14 protein-coding genes are annotated in these 17,648 nt (G+C 48.2%); 5 read left to right on the top strand and 9 right to left on the bottom strand.

Annotated features, from left to right (window positions below; all coding sequences use genetic code 11):
- Positions 1-335: 335 nt before the first annotated feature.
- The 9 genes from VFS25_RS22720 to VFS25_RS22680 all read right to left on the bottom strand — a co-directional run bounded on the left by VFS25_RS22720 (position 336) and on the right by VFS25_RS22680 (position 11,695).
- Positions 336-1,433 carry an acyltransferase gene (locus VFS25_RS22720; protein WP_326464475.1) on the bottom strand — a complete coding sequence of 366 codons (1,098 nt, stop codon included), beginning with the start codon at positions 1,431-1,433 and terminating at the stop codon, positions 336-338.
- The gene (locus VFS25_RS22715) at positions 1,405-2,613 is read right to left on the bottom strand and encodes a glycosyltransferase family 2 protein (RefSeq protein ID WP_326464474.1); all 1,209 of its coding nucleotides are present in this window, start codon (positions 2,611-2,613) and stop codon (positions 1,405-1,407) included. The genes VFS25_RS22720 and VFS25_RS22715 overlap by 29 nt, the downstream gene beginning before the upstream one ends.
- 186 nt (positions 2,614-2,799) lie before the next feature.
- Positions 2,800-3,372: a gluconate 2-dehydrogenase subunit 3 family protein gene (locus tag VFS25_RS22710; protein WP_326464473.1), complete on the bottom strand. Its 573-nt coding sequence runs from the start codon at positions 3,370-3,372 to the stop codon at positions 2,800-2,802.
- 130 nt (positions 3,373-3,502) lie between these two features.
- On the bottom strand, positions 3,503-4,288 hold the full coding sequence (locus tag VFS25_RS22705) for a hypothetical protein (protein WP_326464472.1): 786 nt from the start codon (positions 4,286-4,288) through the stop codon (positions 3,503-3,505).
- A gap of 28 nt (positions 4,289-4,316) precedes the next feature.
- Positions 4,317-5,021 carry a TolC family protein gene (locus VFS25_RS22700; RefSeq protein ID WP_326464471.1) on the bottom strand — a complete coding sequence of 235 codons (705 nt, stop codon included), beginning with the start codon at positions 5,019-5,021 and terminating at the stop codon, positions 4,317-4,319.
- 121 nt (positions 5,022-5,142) lie between these two features.
- On the bottom strand, positions 5,143-6,573 hold the full coding sequence (locus VFS25_RS22695; RefSeq protein ID WP_326464470.1) for an O-antigen ligase family protein: 1,431 nt from the start codon (positions 6,571-6,573) through the stop codon (positions 5,143-5,145).
- A 129-nt stretch (positions 6,574-6,702) separates the two neighbouring features.
- On the bottom strand, positions 6,703-7,803 hold the full coding sequence (locus VFS25_RS22690; protein WP_326464469.1) for an acyltransferase: 1,101 nt from the start codon (positions 7,801-7,803) through the stop codon (positions 6,703-6,705).
- 21 nt (positions 7,804-7,824) lie between these two features.
- The gene (locus VFS25_RS22685) at positions 7,825-10,014 is read right to left on the bottom strand and encodes a hypothetical protein (protein WP_326464468.1); all 2,190 of its coding nucleotides are present in this window, start codon (positions 10,012-10,014) and stop codon (positions 7,825-7,827) included.
- 418 nt (positions 10,015-10,432) lie between these two features.
- Complete coding sequence (locus VFS25_RS22680; protein WP_326464467.1) at positions 10,433-11,695, bottom strand: phospholipid carrier-dependent glycosyltransferase; 1,263 nt, start codon at positions 11,693-11,695, stop codon at positions 10,433-10,435.
- Between the two features lie 465 nt (positions 11,696-12,160).
- On the opposite strand from VFS25_RS22680, the gene VFS25_RS22675 reads away from it, so the two are divergent.
- The 5 genes from VFS25_RS22675 to asnB form a co-directional block, all read left to right on the top strand.
- Complete coding sequence (locus VFS25_RS22675) at positions 12,161-12,550, top strand: response regulator (RefSeq protein WP_326464466.1); 390 nt, start codon at positions 12,161-12,163, stop codon at positions 12,548-12,550.
- 172 nt (positions 12,551-12,722) lie between these two features.
- Complete coding sequence (locus VFS25_RS22670) at positions 12,723-13,748, top strand: sugar transferase (protein WP_326464465.1); 1,026 nt, start codon at positions 12,723-12,725, stop codon at positions 13,746-13,748.
- Positions 13,748-14,959 carry a glycosyltransferase family 2 protein gene (locus VFS25_RS22665; protein ID WP_326464464.1) on the top strand — a complete coding sequence of 404 codons (1,212 nt, stop codon included), beginning with the start codon at positions 13,748-13,750 and terminating at the stop codon, positions 14,957-14,959. The genes VFS25_RS22670 and VFS25_RS22665 overlap by 1 nt, the downstream gene beginning before the upstream one ends.
- Positions 14,943-15,845, top strand: a complete 903-nt coding sequence (locus VFS25_RS22660) for a glycosyltransferase family 2 protein (protein WP_326464463.1) — start codon at positions 14,943-14,945, stop codon at positions 15,843-15,845. The genes VFS25_RS22665 and VFS25_RS22660 overlap by 17 nt, the downstream gene beginning before the upstream one ends.
- Before the next feature lie 60 nt (positions 15,846-15,905).
- On the top strand, positions 15,906-17,648 hold a 1,743-nt coding region (gene asnB / locus VFS25_RS22655; RefSeq protein WP_326464462.1), incomplete at its 3' end, for an asparagine synthase (glutamine-hydrolyzing).

The raw sequence follows: 17,648 nt of genomic DNA, 5'->3' as shown, positions 1-17,648 counted from the left end.
GACCGGATCGTTCGGATCCAGTACGCCTTGTGACCATGCAGGCTGTGTGCTTATAAGCAGCAACAGCACTAAACGGAGGTAAAATTTGATCATATATGATGATTGAGTATCCGGTAATAATTTTATTGTTACCAGGCTCTTTCATTGGATATGAATGGTTAAAATTAAAAGATAAAGGGAGGTTCCCCGAGGAGATGGTCAGAAAAGATTGGAATTGCCTAACACACGACTAATTCCCTGCAATTTAGAGAATAAATCCGTTCTCTTTTGTTAAAAGTTGGTAAATAACATAAAATTCCCGGTGAAAATCCAATAATTCACCCTAAACGTTTGGCTTAACAACCTACCAGGAACTTACTTTTCTTTCCCAGTACCTTTTTAGCTAACTGTAAGCTCCAAATGGAACAGGCCATTACTGCTGTAAGGCAGGCGGTCCATACCAATAAGTTGCCCGGCATGGCTGCATGAAACAGCGCCTGGTAACCGCCTCTTAGTATCAGTACAAAAAAGTAGTGCACAAAGTAAATACCAAAGCTGAGCACTGCCAGCGTATCTACAAATTTAGGCACGTATTTTTCCAGCCGCCATAGCCAGTACAGGTAAAAAGGACAAAACAGCATTTTATGTGTATAATCCACGTTATCATAAAAACGGGGGCTAATAAAATAGTTCAGCACCAAAAAGCCTATAGGCAGCGCCGTTACCAGCCACCAGTATTTGCGGGCAAACACCAGGAACTCCTCTTTATACCGGCTCAGGAACATGCCAAATACATACACGGATAAAAAGTGTACGGCCATTGGCAGGGTGTCGCTTAAAACGCTGCGCTGCACTACCAGCGATACGATAATAAGGCCCGGCAGCACACCATAATATAACTTGGGGTGACGGTCAACGTATAATAATAAAGGCGCTATTAAATAATATAATGCGATCATGGGAATAAACCACAGCTGCTGCAGGTGCGCGCCGTGCAGCAGGTAATAGGTGCCCTGGCGCCAGAGGCTCCAGGAGGCAAAGTCAGGGTGGTCCTGCAGCGTAAAGCCGTTAATGTCCTGCGTAATGAGGCGGTAGGCCATTACCGGGATGGAGAGCAGCAGGTAGGGGCATATTACGTTCTGGAATTTTTTTACCAGGTAATCCTTATACTCAAAGCGGGCAGAGAGGTGCTGGAACAGATAGCCTGCAATGAACAGGAACAGGATGGTGGAGTTTTGCATAATAATGTCCACCACCTTATGTGTTACAGAACCATCCCGCCAGTTGAGCAGTATGTGCGCGCCTACTACATATATGATGGCTATGCCACGGAAATTGTGGATGTAGCCAATAAACTTTTTGGGGGGCTTACCTGGTTGAACCGGCGCTGTAACAACAACAGCGTGCGCAGGCGCCAGGGCAGCGTCAGTTGTTAATGGTAATTGTTTTTCCATACCCGTTATTTTTACGTTTCGCTTTTTCCCAGGCGGCAGACTGGGTGTTGGTTAGGTAGCGGTAAAATCCCTGATACACCGCTATGTTCATGAACAGAAAATAAAAAGGGATATAAAAAATATTGATCTTAATGTTACGTTCCGCCAGGCGGTAACCGGTAAATGCAGCGGCATAGCCTATGAGCTGTACCAGCAGGAATGCATAAAACGGCCATGCGCCGCTAAATACGGCCAGCAGTATGTTGGTGGCCAGCAGCAGCAGCAGGCAAAGGGGGCTTAGTGTCCACCGCAGCACCCGGTGCGATATGTACTGGAACGATACCACCGGGTAACGGAAAATATTCAGCAATGCCCGCAGCTTTACAATAGACTGGAAGCCGCCGGCGCAGATACGTATTTTACGTTTATGCTCTTCCGTTATATTGTCGGATGGCGTTTCCATGGCATAGGCATCCGGCGCATAGGCAATGCGATAGCCCTTCAGGTTAATGCGCAGGGATATGATAAAATCGTCCAGGATCACGTCTTCCTCAACCGGCTCAAACAGGGCTGCGCGTATGGAGAACAGCTCGCCGGCGGCGCCTACCACGGAGTACAGCGCCGCATCCAGCTTTTTCAGGTACGATTCATATTTCCAGTAAATGCCTTCTGTGGCGGCAGCGCCGGAGCTGTCGTTGCCCGTCACCTTTTTTTCGCCGGCCACGCCGCCTACAGTTTCATCTGCATAATGTTTTACAATGTTGCGTACCGCCGCGCCATTGAGCATGGTATTGGCGTCGCAAAAAATAACGTAAGGGGTTTGCACATATTCCATGGCCCGGTTAAGGGCAGCGGTTTTGCCGCCGCGCCGGGGGCTGTGCAGCAATTGTATGCGGGGATAACGGCGGATGATGTCCGGCGTAGCATCTGTAGAGCCGTCTGTAATAAACAGCAGCTGCAGCTTATGAGCGGGGTAGTCCAGCGCCAGCGTATTCTCAATTTTGGCGGCTATCATGTCTTCTTCGTTATAGGCGGCCACTACCAGCGTTACAGGAGGCTCATAGGGTAGGGCAGGGGCAGGCGTTGTGCGTACCAGCATCCGTTTAATACGCACCAGCACCCATAGCAATATCCCGTACCCTATATAATTATAGAACACGATGAATAAGCTGAACAGGAATATGCCGTAAATAATTGTCATAAAACTAAGGTTAGCGGTTAATTAGTAATTAATAATTAATTGCCCGCATTGTTTTCAATACACATAGCGCTATACACACATCACTTCTTTATTAATTCTTCATTATTCATTGTTAATATTCACCTGCAATCACACACCGCCTTATACGCACGCTGCTTCATTATTAATTCTTCATTATTAATTAATTTAAGTAGCCCAGCATTTCTGCCCGGGAGCCAGGGTAACGCAGCCCTGGTAGCGGCCGGGCACATAATCATACGCCAGTCCTTTGGTTGCGCCTTCCAGGGAGGTACAGTAGCCCTGTACCGTATATTTTTTCAGCGTCATAAAAAAGTTGTCGCCGAATAATTTGCGCACTGCTTTACCTGCAATCCCGGGAAAGGGGCGGTCTCTTTTTTCAAAGTACGTTAGCACATTATGGCGCTGCTCTTTGCTGCACTCCGAAAATGTAAGGCCGTACTGCGACCGGGTATATGCTTCCACATCTTCCAGTCCTTCCATAAACCGGCCCTGTACCCGGTAAGGTGTGCAGTCCTGTATCATGGTAATGATAAAGTCCTCCACACCTGCGTCTTTGGCGCCCGGTGTTTCCGTGCGCGGTATAATGGTTTCTGCCAGTTCCGCTATCAGCGGTTTGTATTCAGGCAGCCGTCGCAGGCTGGGCCGGGTAAACCAGCGGTAACCGTTAAAGCCGCTCATAATTACTGCCCCGCTACCGCTCAATAGTAAAAGTCCTTTAAGTGCGTTTCTTCTATTCAATTAATAATGAATAATTAACAATGAGTAATGAATAATGAATAATTAATAATGAAGGGTGCTGTAAGTAAGCAATGCCTTATATGTACACTTCCTAATTATTAATTCTTAATTATTAATTCTTAATTTTTAATCACTTCCTGTATTGCAGCAGCCACTCATAAACATTCATCCCGTTCTCGCGGTACCGGGGATTATAGAACTCGTGCCAGCAGCAGTGGCCGCCAGGGTACACCGTCATGCGAACAAGCCCTGGTTTGTATTTATTAGTACTGTCTGCATAAATGTGTATGTTCTTAAGCACATACCCATCTTCCAAACCGGCAAAATACCAGGTATGTATGTTGGCGTCTGTCGTGAGCTTGTACCGCTTTAAGTACGGACTGTCTATAATTGGCGGCGACATGGTAACACAGGCTGCTATGCGGCTGGCCAGGTGCTTGCTGTGCGTTTTGGCGGATTCTGTTGCCCAACCTCCGGCGCTGTAACCGGTAAGGTAAATACGGGTGGTATCTACCGGGAAGCGCTTTATCACATCGTCCAGCATGGGGTCTACATCCTGCGGTGTAAACGTCCAGCTTAGCGCCAATGGAGCCAGCACAATAAATTCATATCGCTTTTTATCCTTCGGGTTCACAGCCTCAATTTTCCTGCCTTCACGCATCTGCCGTGTTACGCCTTCCCTGAAAATTTTTCCCAGGTCTTTCCCTGCAATACTTCTGCCGTGAAAGCAAACCAGCAGGGGATATTTTTTACCAGGTACCGCGTTCTCCGGAACATAAATCAATGCCTGCCTGGTTTGCCATGGGCTAATTCTTACTTCTGTCGCATGCAGGGGCGCATAGTTGGCAGCCTGCTGCGCACTGGCGTTTCCAAATAACCAGAAACTTGCCAGCAGCATCATATTTTTTAACGTCATTATATCATCTTTTACAATCAACAAAATGTTACAGCAGGTGCATCACCTCTTCGAGGGTCATGCCTACAATGCCTTCCAGCGCCAGTTTGGACTGGCGCAGGTTCTTTTCCAGCAATACCTTCTGTACCATTTCTGCGTTGTATTCGTGATAAGCCGCTTTATATTCGTCCAGCGGTACGCCGCTGTCGCCTGCGCGGAACTTTTCTTCTACCTGGTTATAATGCACCAGCGCATCTTCCAGTATGGGCGTGTGCAGCTCTACCAGCTGCTTGTTGGCTGCATACTCCTCATAGGCGTCCAGCACTTTTTGTTTAATGACCAATGCGGCTGATTCCTGCTGTTTCTGCACCATCCTGCCCTGGGCTTTGGCGCGTTTCACTTCATTAGGTATGGAGATGAAGTGGCCAAGCGGTATCAGCACCCCGAAGTTGTAGCGGGGGTAAAAGCTGGCCTGCGGGTTGTTGCCATTGTGGTTGCCCTTAATGGTAAACTCGTTCAGGTTGCCGGCCGCGGTAAGGTGGTTCAGCCAGGCTGCCTTGGCAATGCGTGTGTCGTATTTGGTGATTTCTTTTTGTGCATCATACTGCCGTACGTCCGGGTTTTGCAGCGCCAGCTCTACCAGTTTTTGTTTAAACCTGGCTACTACAGCCGGGTCTTGCGGCAGTTTCAGTAAAACAGAGGTGTCCGGTTGTTGCAGCTGTGCAAAAGCCCCCAGGCTTATGCATAGTGCCATAAAAGTAATGTAGGCTCGTTTCATCAGTCTATATTTTGTTTTTTTAGCTGCGTAATGGTAGCTGCCGGCTATTGCCCTGTTAATGCGGAAAGGCGGCGCAGCGCATACCATCAGCAAATATTTATCCCCGTTCCAGGTATTTGATTTTAATTACGATTGCCATAAAGGTGTACAACATAATGGATGTTTCCACCAGGGTGGCCGTGTCCTGCGCGTACTCCGAAACAGCGGCGGCAAAACTGGCTGCGGCAATGCCTATCATCAGCAGCTTATCCAGCTCCCCCGTTACCCTGAAAAAATTGCTGACCGCTGTTTGTATCAGGAAAAAAAAGTGTCCTGCCACCAGCAGCATACCCAGCCAGCCTGTTTCCAGCACCGCGCGCAGGAACCCGTTGTCTGTCTGAAAGTCGGCCAGCGCATGCCCGGGGTGGTAGGTAACCCCGTTACCGCCGGTGGTATTTACGCCGCCCCCGAACGGGTGCGTGTGTATGTATGGCTGTATGCGGTGCCGGTTGCGGTCGCGTACGTTCACCGATTCATCCTGCTTGCCGATAAAGGCGGTACGTACCCGTACAATGGTAGGGTTGCCGTAAAAAGGCCCGTACAGGATGGCCAGGGCAAAAAATCCAAAGGTCATGGCTACCAGTATGGTATTGCGCTTTTGCAGGTTAGCCATAAAAAATATCATCAGTCCCAGCGGCAGCATTACATAACCGGTACGGGTGCCGGAATAGCCCAGCGCCAATACATGCAGTATAACGGCTATAACAATGACCACTTTTTTGGGAATGGATATGACCTTCCTGTTGGCGGTTAACAATATCAGCATAATGATAATGTTACAGGCCATGATGATCCCGAATACCGCTGCATCCGACATAAAGGAAAACAGGCGTATGCCGGTGGCGATCATGGTAGTGCCAAACTTGTCCTGGTATTTATTAATGAATGCCTGCTCATAAGGCAGCAGGCCATGCCATTGTTGTATGCAGCAGTAAAAGGCGGCAGCGGTACCCAGTATAAGCCAGTATTTCATAAAGCGGCGCACATCTTCCAGGCTGTTAAAAACATTCAGCCCCACATACAGCAAAATGTAGCAACGCATGGCTACGCGCATAAACACGTACCATCCGAGCAGGGAATGCGCTTCGGGATTAAACAGCTCCATTACAAGTACTGCCAGGTACAGGAATAAGCATACCAGCAACGGATCTTTAAAGAACTTTACTTTTTTGATCGTTTCATCGCCCCGTTTAACAATACAGCCTAACAGGGTAGAGAGCAGCAGCACATCCATGGCCACTCCCACGCTTTGCTCCGAGCCGGACATACGCTCCAGCATAGGCAGTATAAAGGTGATGGTGATATATATGTAAAATCCAAGCTTATAGTTGCTCATGCACACCAGGCAAATAGCACCGCCTACAATGGCCACGCTCAGGCCTACGCCGGCCTTTATGCCGGTAGAGGCTACGTAGGCAAGCAAGGGCACCATTAATGCCCATAGCAGCACAATAAACCATTGAATAATATTTTTCCTTGTCAGTTGCATTTGTACTTGCCGTTATACTCCTTTACAGGAAGGTAGTTTTGATCAGCAGCATAATAATGACCATTCCTATAAACAGGATGATCAATGCGCGGTGCAGCTGTTCGTTGATAATTTTCTTTTCCGTTTTTCTCATTGTCCGTTTGCTTTGTCCGCCGCTGCTTTGCCTATGGGCATGGTTGCAGTGCGGGTTTTAAAAGGCCCTATGAACAGGAACTCCAGGTGCAGCAGCAGGCAGGTCCTGTAGAGTATAATGGAAAACAGGATGCCTGCAATCATCAATATCAGCGTCATTACCGGCATGCCTACCTGCAGGCCAAGGTGCAGCAGGGCCATGCGCATCAGGAATATAATGCCCAGGTGCAGCAGGTAAATGTATAATGAGTAATGACCTAATGTTTGTAAAAAGGTCATCCGTTTGTACCTGGCCAGTAAAAATGAGATCATGATCACCAGCAGGGCGCCGAACATGGCCAGGCTGGAAAACACGTACATATTGGCTTCGGGATGCTCCATTGTGTAGTACTGCGCCACTGCAAAAACGGGCAGCAGTATTACCACCTTATAGCCGGAGGCCAGCTGCTGCTGCACCCTTTCCTCAAAAAAGTAGGGCGCGGCCAGGTGGCCCAGGCAAAAGAAAATGTAAAACATCATTACATCCGATATAGTGCTGATGGTGCCTGCAAGGGGAATAAGCCCCAGCATTACCAGCCCCAGTAACACCTGCAGCGGGGCTTTCAGCCGTAGCACCACGTGGTTAAACAGATACAGCGCCGTTACATTAAAAAGCGCAAACAGGTACCATTGCTGCAGCATGCCGCGCGGATGAATAAGAATGTCGATATAGTTACCTACGCCCCGTTTAAAGTTGGTATAGTTTGAAAAAACAATTTGGAGGGTTAACTGGATGAAGCACCACAACACGTAAGGGTACAGCAAAGTATTGATCTTGGTTACCAGGAAGTCGGCCGGCCCCCGCTTTTGCAGGCTGGAGGAAAAGAACAGGCCCGACAGGAAAAAGAATAACGGCATACGGAACCCGTAAAGGATTTCGTTAGCGTCCATCATAACAGGATCTACCGTTACGCCGCTGTACAATAAACCATATAATACATGCCGGTACACTACAAATATGATTGCTATTCCTTTGGCATAGTCTACCCAGGCGTATCGCCTTGATACTGCCGGCCGGAATGAAAAAATAAATTTTAGTTTCGGGCCTAAGCTTCCCATAATGTGCTTGTTTTCTGGCTGCTATAACTCCAAAAAGTCATCATTTACATTATTGAGCACAGCCCCCAATAGTTTGCCATTCATGTTCTGCAGGAATTGTATGGATTCCTTGTCGTTCTGTTTGAGGGATATGCGTGAGGAGAATATGGCAATAACTCCTTCTACGTAATTAACCAGTTCTTTACTGTCTGTATAATCGTTCAGCGGCGCGCCTTCCAGCAGCACAAAATCATAATACTCCTTCAGCACCGGCAGGTAGTTCAGCAAATGGTTGCGTGGCAATATTTCAGAAGGCGTATAGTCGCCGCCTTTACAGCCAATTACTTCTACCCCATGAATATTATAGGTGGTTACAATTTCCCGTACCTTATCAATGCTTACCTCTTCCGGCGCCATGGAAAATGTTTCCAGCGTGGGTTTGGCATTCAGCGCCACGGTAAGGTCGTTGTTACAGAAGTTGGTATCGATGATCAGCACCCGTTTGTTGCTCAGGCTCAGGCTGTAAGCCAGGGCCTGTATGAGCGTGGTTTTGCCCTGCTGCGGTTCGGTGCTGGTAAACAGGAAAATGGCTTTGTTGCTGCTCTCCACCTCATACCGGAGCTTGCGAAGCAGTTCCCGGAACGTGTTCTGCCTTCTGTGGCTGACGTCATCGTCCGGGACCTGCTTTTGCAATACTTCCGGAATGCTGTACCTGTTAAGGTCAGCGTGGTTAATGGTGCTGATCAGTTTCAGATCCACCTGCTTTTCAAACACAGAAGGCGATTTCATGGAGCTGTCAAAGAACTCCATAAACAATACGCCCAGCGTAGTTAACAGGAACACGGATGCACCGGCCATGCCCATGATGATAATCCGTTTGGAAGATTCCGGTTTAAATGCAGGCTGGCCTTTCAGCGTTTGCCTGAAATCGTCCGGGGGCGCAATGCGGCTGTCCAGTGCCGCGTTGAGCTTTTCTTTTAACCGGTTATACTCTTCCTGGGCAAGGTCTACTTCTTTCTGTAAGGTGCTTACAGTAGCTTCTTTGTTGGCATAGGACCCTACGGAACCACGCAGGGAAGCAATTTTATTTTGCAGGCTGCCCATATTCAGCTGCGAAGCCTTCAGGTCTGCTTCCAGGGAGGCTTTTTTCTGCAGCAGCTCATCCTTGCTAACGGTTTTGCCGGTAGCTACAGATGCGCTTGACATGAGCTTTTGCAGCTGCGCGCGCTGGTCCTTTATCTTATCGGCCAGCTCGGGGTCGGAGCTGCCACCGCGTATATAGGCGTCATTATCCTGGTTCAGCTGTTTGCGCAGGGTTATAATAGCGGCGTTGTTGTTATCATACACCGTGCGGCCGTGGTTCATTTGCTCCAGCTGTTCGTTTACGCTTTGCAGCGAGGAGTTCAACGAGTTGTAATTGGCCTTCTCATCCAGCAAGCCCTTTTCCAGCTGGCTAATGAGGCCCAGCTCATTACCACTGGCAGCTTCCACGTTCAGCAGCCCTTCGGATGATTTATAGTTGCGCAGCGCGTCTATCTTCTGGTCCAGCTCTGTTTTTTTCTGGTTCACCAGCGCTTCAAAAGTGCCTACGTTCTCAACGGAACGTTCTGAGCGCATGCTGCGGTAGTAGCGGATAAACTCATTATACAGCGTGTTTACCACAAAGGCCGACAGCTCGGGGTTTTCTGAGCCAAAGGAAATATCTATATAGTCGGTACGCTGGAGGCGACCTACGTTCAGTCGTTTACGTATGGACTCATAATCATATTTGCACAGCTTCATATATTCCTGCAGCTTGCGTTCGTCCGGCTGGTAGGAGGTAAGCATCTGCAAAGAGTCGAGCTTATGGCGGGCCAGCTGTAACCCGGTAATACGGTTAAACTGCAGGTATTCCGGCGCTTTGCGTTCCTTTTCGGAAAGAAAGCGGAACGGCTTGGGATTGGTGAGATCGTGTATCAGCAGCTGGTAAGAGAGCAGGCTGATAACAGTAGGGGAGGTAATGGTTTCAATAACATTACTGAACTTTACATCGGCTTCAAACAGGTTAACATTCTCGTCGCGCAGCTTTACTTCATCATTGATGGTAAAGCCGGTTGACATCCGCGCATTGGACATATACAGCTTGGCGCGGTCCATGGTGAAAACAAAGGAAAGCGCGAGGGCCACTACCGTACTGATAATGATCCACCACTTTTTTTTGAGCAGTGCTTTCACAAAATATATTACATCCATATCAATTATTATTTTTTATCAACTATGCCACCTTAAAAAATCCGGCGAAACCCGGACCCATGCGGCAAATCATATGATACCCGTTTAGTTAAAAGCATGAACATTATGCATGTAGTCATGCAGCCAGAAATTCAAAGGAATGGTGGTTAAAAGAAGGGCAGCTTACGGTTTTACACCGGGCCACGCAGTGGTTTTTGCGTTAGGATAAGGCGAAAGAAAGATTAGATTTGCAACACCGGTGCCAATTGGGAAACAGCAACTTTTTTTACTGTTATGAAAAATAGCACTTTAGGGTGTACTCGGTTTCGAGCGCTAAATTAATTCGCAGAAAATAAACTACCTAATTTTTTTAGGTGAATGGGCTATTTTAACTAGCCAATGCATGTTTTGGGGCTTTTACAGTAAAAAATTAAAGTATTTAATGAAAAAGAAAATATGTTTCCAGCGATAGCAGACCTATTACCATGCCTATTACCGTTCTTGCTATTTTTCCATAAGTGATTTTATCATACCCCAGTAACAGCAGCACAAAAAGAGGCGCTGCCTGTGCTACATAGCGGGAGCTGAACAGGTGCGTTACCTTAAAGTTGGTGGCCAGCAGCAGCATAGCAGCCGCTAACAGGAACAGGAAAAAAGGTTCTGTACGGCGTTCCCAGCCCCGCAACGCGCTGCATATTACAAAGTAACCGGCTACTGCTGCCAGCGCGGGCGCCATAATATATGGGTATACCTGCATTACGGCGGCAGGCATCACTTTTCCAATAGCTATGTTCAGCGGAGCATACTCCCAGTGCACAGCGGTTACATTCAGTAGCAGCAGTACCACGTAAGCGCCCGCCATATATAGCATTACTCTTTTACTGAAATAGAACCAGCCCGGCGCCAGTAAAAAAGTGATCAGCGCTCCATATGCAAAACCCAGCATGCCATGTTCGCCGCTTAAACCGCCTGCGCCGGTAAAGGCCTGCTGCGGCGGCGTTAATCCTCTCCAGATGTAAAATACCGGCAGGCACATAGCCAGCGCCACACCGCAGTAAATAACCAGCAGCGTCCAACGCCGCGCATTGTGAAAGTTATTGACAAGCAGCGCGCCTGCAGCCGGCACCAGCACAAGAAAAGGGGAGCGCCCCAGGATAGCCAGCCCAAGCGCAAAACCTGCAAGCAGCCCGGTAAAGAGGCTGAGGGGCAGCGCGCTTTCCTGCTGCCGTAATGCAAACCATAATAAAGCTATAGAAAGGGTGGCAAAGAACATGGGTGGTATTTCCGTTAAGGCCATACCGGAAACCGTCCATACCATAGGCACCGCCATAATGCCCAGCGCCAGCATAAAAGCCTGCCTGCGGTTAGCTGCATATATACGGGTAATAATAATGGTTAACACCAGGATCATTAATCCCAGCAGGAAAGTATTCACCAGCCGTATGCCGGGTGTTTGCAGGTGTGTAATGCCGCGCAACGGATAGTGGATAAATTGGTACAACGGCCCTGGCGCCTGTTGATTTATATTCACTAAAAATTCACGGGAAAGCCCGTATTGTTCAAAAAGATATACGTTGGGAATAAAAAGCGGCTCATCATACAGGGGTGGCTGTTTATGATAAATGGTAAGCAGTACAAGAAACACATATGCCGTAATACCTATAAGCAGCAATAAATTGGCAGGTAACAACCATTTTTTCATGGGGAGCGATTCGCAATTGTGAAGTGCTAAAATTACATTATCTGTTGTCACAATAACAAATTTTTGGAGCAATTTTTGTTTGCAAATTCGTTTACCACGATTTTTCACGCATTCACCAGCCAAAATAAACCGTTTACGAAATACCGTTTATGAAATTCAACAAGTATTATAATTTTACATCCGTTCGGTACATTGATACAATGTTCTCTGTATGCAACATAATGTTACCGGCGTGCCTGATATGCACAACTTAGAAGTTTTAGTATTTTTTTTGAGAAAGACCTGCTAACTTTACATGTAGTTAATCCTTTCTAATTGACCATCATATCCCCTGAAAAGCTACCGTACATTTCAGTTCTTCTTTGACCTTATCCAATTTAAAACCTTCTTTATACCTATGGCATAGCTATGTGTTGTTGCTTAGGTGTTTGGTTTAACAAGTATTATTGAATAAGAAGGTAGTAAATGAAAAAGAAAGTTTTAATAATAGACGACAGCAAACCGATAAGATTTTTGCTGGAAGCAATCCTGAGCAAATCTTACACGGTGATAGCTTCCCAGGATGGATTAGAGGCGATGGGTTGGTTATCAAAAGGGAATACCGCAGATCTTATTATCACAGACCTGCACATGCCAAATATAAGCGGATGGGAGCTCCTGGAACATCTTTCAGGCAGCTACCTTTATAAAGATATACCGGTGATAGTGCTTTCCGGAGAAGTGCCTGCTACAGAACCTGCTATTAACACCCGCTTTGATAATGTTCGGGTGGTAATGCATAAACCTTTCGATCCCGTAGTGTTACTTGAAAAAGTAGCGCATACGCTGAGCGGTCAGCTTACGGTATCGATCTAAGGAATTTTCCCAATACCAAGCAATAATTGTATAATATATGGAGACGACGATTACACCTAGTTTTTCAACGACTGCCAATTTTGTCAGGAGTAGCAATACTGGTAAACACAACAACCCGATATATCGGCAGATAACCGACGAAAAGATCGCGTTGTTTATTGGTCACTCTTATGTGGATGTACCCCAAGCAACCCCGCATTTCAAGTACCTGGTTGCCGAGCATACCGAAGATGCGCAACAGGCCATAGACCAGCTGCTAAACGTGTACCGCAAAATACCGGCAGTTATTATTTACCGCTTTAACAGCGCTTACGAAACAGACCTTGCCAACTGGGAAGCTTATTTTGAAGCGCACCAGGTGTTAAAGTCCATCCCGTTTTTCCTGTATGCCGACCAACTTTCCGCGCCCCTGAAATCATTAGTAAAGAAGTACAATTTCATAGATGAGATCATTACATGGGAGTGCCTGGAAAACCGCCTAGCAGACAAGGTGAACTTCGTAAGCAAGTTCAAGCGCCTGCACCTGTTCGGCGCCAAGGCGCCGCAGCCCCCTATTATGGCCAATTCCGGCAAACACCTGAATTATGCGCTTAAACGCCTGTTTGACATAGTAGTGTCTGCCTCCTTATTATTGCTGTTGCTGCCCCTGTTCATTGTGATTGCAGTGATGATACGGCTGGAGTCCAAAGGCCCCATTTTTTATTCCTCTCCCCGGGCCGGCAGAAACTACCGTATGTTCCGCTTCCATAAGTTCAGGACTATGATACCGAATGCGGACAAACAGCTGGCGCAGCTGAAAGATAAGAACCAGTATAACACCGGCAACAACGGGCCCGTGTTCCTGAAGTTTTCCAACGATCCCCGTATTACCCGCTTCGGCAGGTTTTTGCGCAACACCAGCCTCGACGAGCTGCCGCAGCTGTTCAACGTGCTGGTAGGGGATATGTCGCTGGTAGGCAACCGCCCCCTGCCTTTGTATGAAGCCGCTTCCCTTACTACAGATGCGTGGGCGGAACGTTTTCTGGCGCCTGCCGGTATTACCGGCCTGTGGCAGATCAGCAAACGCGGTAAAAAAGATATGTCTGTAGAAGAACGAATCACCCTGGATATTAACTATGCGAACAAGCATTCATTTGTGTACGATATGTGGCTGATGGTGAATACGCCTTTCGCAATGGTACAAAAAGACAACGTATAATGATTGCCGTTATTGAAGTTATTTTACTTTCCTACTTAGCCGGATGCATATTGTATAACCTGGTGCTGTCTATTGCAGGACGGTTGCAGCGTAAGGAAAATACGCCTGCCCCGGAGGCCGCAGCGCATGCCCGTGTAGCCATACTGATACCCGCTTATAAAGAAGACGATATTATCCTGTCTACCGTAAAAAGTTACGACCGGCTTAATTATCCCGGGCACCTGTACCAGGTGGTGGTAATAGCCGACTCGCTGCAGCCGGAAACTATAGACCAGCTGCGTCATACAGGCGCCACCGTTATACCGGTGTCATTTGAAAAAAGCACCAAGGCAAAATCCCTGAACGCTGCCTTTATGCAGCTGCCGGAGGATGCCTATGACCTGGCCGTGATATGCGATGCAGACAACATGCTGGCCCCTGATTTCCTGCAAAAGGTGAACAGCGCCTTCCAGGGCGGCGAGCATGTTATACAAACACAACGCGTAGCTAAAAATATGAATACGCCTTTTGCGGTGCTGGATGCGGCCAATGAGATCATTGGCAACCACCTGTACCGTAAAGGCGCCAATGCCCTTGGCCTTTCATCCTCCATTATTGGTAGCGGCATGGCCTTTCAATACCCCCTTATTAAAAGCATTATGCAGGAAATTGAGGCCACCGGCGGGTTTGATAAAGTGCTGCAGCTGCTGTTAGTGTCAAGAGGCTATGCCATTTATTATCTCGAAAGCGCCCTGGTGTTCGACGAAAAGGTAGAGCACCCGGAGGCGTTTAAAAACCAGCGCCGCCGGTGGCTATCCAGCCAGCTGGTGTATTTGCGCGCCTACTGGAAAAAAGGCTGGCAGTATTTATTCCGCGGTAACGTGGATTACTTTAACCTGGCCGTTTGCCAGAACCTTTTAATGCCGCGCTCATTGCTGGTTGCTTCCGTTACAGTCATTACAGTTTTATATATTCTATTACATCACTACCTGCTGCTGCCCGCCACCTGGTGGGTAGCACTGTGGGTATGTAATTGTATCAGCCTGCTGCTGCCTATACCTGGTATGTTTTACCGCAGGTACCTGCTGTCGGCCCTGCTAGGGTTGCCGCATGCCTTATTTATTATGGTATCGCTGCTGTTCCGCCTCAAAGGGGCTAACAACCGGTTCATACACACCAAGCACACGCAAACTGGTATTGATAATCCCTTGTTAGATGTTGTCAGCAAATAGTTCAACATATTATCCGCTGGTATCCGTTATTACTGTTAATTACAATAACACGCAGGTTACCTGCGAGCTGCTCGCTTCCCTGCAAAAGATCACCTATCCGCGCCTGGAGGTGATTATCGTGGACAATGCCTCACAGGAAGATCCCCGGCCCGTGATCAACGCCGGCTATCCTGGTGTAAAAGTGATACGCAGTGAGGAGAACCGCGGCTTTGCCGGTGGCAACAACCTGGGCATAGCGGCTGCAAAAGGGGAGTACCTGTTCCTGGTAAATAACGATACCGAGTTTACAGAAGGGCTGATAGAAGGTTTGCTGGAAGTATTTCAGCAATACCCCGATGCAGGCGTGGCCAGCCCCAAGTTCCATTACTTCTTTCACCCCGGCACCATTGAATATGCAGGCTATAATGCCGTAGATGTATTTACCGGCCGTAACAGCATGGTAGGCTGCCGCGAGAAAGACCAGGGCCAGTATGACGCCATTACCGCCACCCCTTATGCGCACGGCGGCGCCATGATGATAAGCCGTAAGGCGCTGGAAGAAGTAGGCCTTATGCCTGAACTGTATTTTTTATACTATGAGGAGTTTGACTGGTGCGAGCAGTTCCGCCGTAAAGGTTACAGGATTTATTACCAGTATAAATCGCTTATATACCACAAAGAATCTATGACAACGGGTAAAAACAGCCCGTTAAAAACATACTACATTACCAGGAACAGGATACTGTTCATGCGCCGCAACGTACAGCTGCCGGCCCGCCTGGTATTTATGCTGTACTTTACCTTTTTAACAATACCCAAAAATACCCTGCAATATGTGCTCCGGCGCGAAGCTACGCACCTGAAAGCCTTTTGGCGGGGGATTTTCTGGAACCTGGGGTTGAAGTAAAAGGAAAAAGTAAAGAATAAGAAGTAAAAAGAGATAACCGTAACACTTAATGAACTAAACATGTGTGGTATCGCAGGATTTATTGATTTCTCCAAAAAATCGGATGCCGGCATGCTGCAGCGCATGACAGATGCCATGCTGCACCGCGGCCCCAATGATGCCGGCTATGAAGTTTTTGAACACGCAGCTGCCGGCATTGGCCTGGGACAGCGCCGCCTCTCTATCCTGGACCTTTCCAGCGGCGGCCACCAGCCCATGCACTTCAAACACTACTCAATTATCTTTAACGGGGAAATATACAACTTCAGGGAAATAAAGAAAGAGCTGGAAAAGCTGGGCTACAGCTTCCAGTCCGGCTCCGATACCGAAGTGCTGCTGAAAGGCTATGATGCCTGGAAAGAGCGCGTGCTGGACCGCTGCATTGGTATGTTTGCCTTTGCGGTTTACGACCGCCAGCAAAATGAGGTGGTGCTGTGCCGCGACCGCGCGGGTGTTAAGCCCCTGTATTATTACTGGGATGGTACGCGCCTGCTGTTTGGCTCTGAGCTGAAAGCGCTGTGCGAACATCCGCAGTTCAAAAAAGAGATAGACGTGAACAGCGTATCGCTGTTCCTGCAATACAGCTACATACCCACCCCTTACACCATTTACCAGGAAACGCGCAAGCTGAAACCCGGCCACCTGCTTACCGTACGGCTGGACCGGCAGGAGCTGCACGAACGCGCTTACTGGAATGTGCTGGACGCCTATAACCAGCCGCTTACCGGCCTTTCACAGCATGAGGTGATACAGCATACGGAAGCGCTCATGAAAAGCGCATATAACTACCGCATGGTAGCCGATGTGCCGGTAGGCGTGTTCCTGAGCGGCGGATATGACAGCGCCAGCGTGGCCGCCATCATACAGGCAGGTTCCGGCAGCCGCATTAAAACCTTTACCATTGGCTATAAGGAGCGGCAGTTTGATGAATCTGCAGAAGCGAAAAAAATTGCCCGCCACCTGGGCACCGATCATACAGAATGGATAATAGGCCCCGGCGATGCGCTGGAGATACTGCACCAGCTGCCGGAAATTTACGATGAGCCGTTTGCCGATAATTCCACCGTACCTACTACACTGGTAAGTAAGCTGGCCAGCAGGCAGGTAAAGGTGGCGCTGAGCGCCGATGGCGGCGACGAGCTGTTTGCCGGCTATAATAAGTTTAACCAGTCGTTGCGCTACACCCGCTTTTCACAAAGGCTGCAGGGGCTACTGAGCCATACCATGGGCATCATGAACCCCGAAATGATACCTTACTTTAACCGGCGGTACAACTTTGCCTCCCGCTACGAGAAAATGAAGCTCATATGGCGCGCCGGCCAGCCGCAGTATGCGCTTAAATACATTAGCCAGTACCTTACGGAAAAAGAGGTGAACCACTATATGCAGGTAAAGCCGGAAAAGTACAAAACCAGCTTTGACATGAACGGAGAGCTGGTGAATGTGAACGATCCCCTGAACAAGCTGCTGGCCATTGATTATAAAACCTTCCTGGTAGATAATAACCTGGTGAAGGTAGACCGTGCAACCATGAGCGTGAGTATTGAAGGCCGCGAGCCTATGCTGGACCACCGCCTGGTTGAGTTCCTGGCGCAGGTGCCGCAATCGCTGAAGGTAAAGGACGGCATTAATAAATACATTTTGAAAACCATCGTGCATAAATATATTCCGCCTTCCTTAATGGACCGGCCCAAACGCCCGTTCATAGCGCCGTTGCAGGAGTGGTTCCGGGAAGAGCTGAAAGAGCAGATGCAATATTACCTG

Source organism: Chitinophaga sp., from assembly GCF_035761305.1.
GTDB lineage: Bacteria > Bacteroidota > Bacteroidia > Chitinophagales > Chitinophagaceae > Chitinophaga.
The sequence above is the reverse complement of the archived record's forward strand: the minus strand, read 5'-3'. Positions and strand labels throughout refer to the sequence as shown.

Coding starts and splice junctions, on each gene's coding strand:
- VFS25_RS22720 (WP_326464475.1), bottom strand. CDS start 1,433: ATGGAAAAACAATTACCATTAACAACTGACGCTGCCCTGGCGCCTGCG.
- VFS25_RS22690 (WP_326464469.1), bottom strand. CDS start 7,803: ATGGGAAGCTTAGGCCCGAAACTAAAATTTATTTTTTCATTCCGGCCG.
- VFS25_RS22660 (WP_326464463.1), top strand. CDS start 14,943: ATGTTGTCAGCAAATAGTTCAACATATTATCCGCTGGTATCCGTTATT.
- VFS25_RS22705 (WP_326464472.1), bottom strand. CDS start 4,288: ATGACGTTAAAAAATATGATGCTGCTGGCAAGTTTCTGGTTATTTGGA.
- VFS25_RS22695 (WP_326464470.1), bottom strand. CDS start 6,573: ATGCAACTGACAAGGAAAAATATTATTCAATGGTTTATTGTGCTGCTA.
- VFS25_RS22700 (WP_326464471.1), bottom strand. CDS start 5,021: ATGGCACTATGCATAAGCCTGGGGGCTTTTGCACAGCTGCAACAACCG.
- VFS25_RS22715 (WP_326464474.1), bottom strand. CDS start 2,613: ATGACAATTATTTACGGCATATTCCTGTTCAGCTTATTCATCGTGTTC.
- VFS25_RS22685 (WP_326464468.1), bottom strand. CDS start 10,014: ATGGATGTAATATATTTTGTGAAAGCACTGCTCAAAAAAAAGTGGTGG.
- VFS25_RS22680 (WP_326464467.1), bottom strand. CDS start 11,695: ATGAAAAAATGGTTGTTACCTGCCAATTTATTGCTGCTTATAGGTATT.
- VFS25_RS22675 (WP_326464466.1), top strand. CDS start 12,161: ATGAAAAAGAAAGTTTTAATAATAGACGACAGCAAACCGATAAGATTT.
- VFS25_RS22665 (WP_326464464.1), top strand. CDS start 13,748: ATGATTGCCGTTATTGAAGTTATTTTACTTTCCTACTTAGCCGGATGC.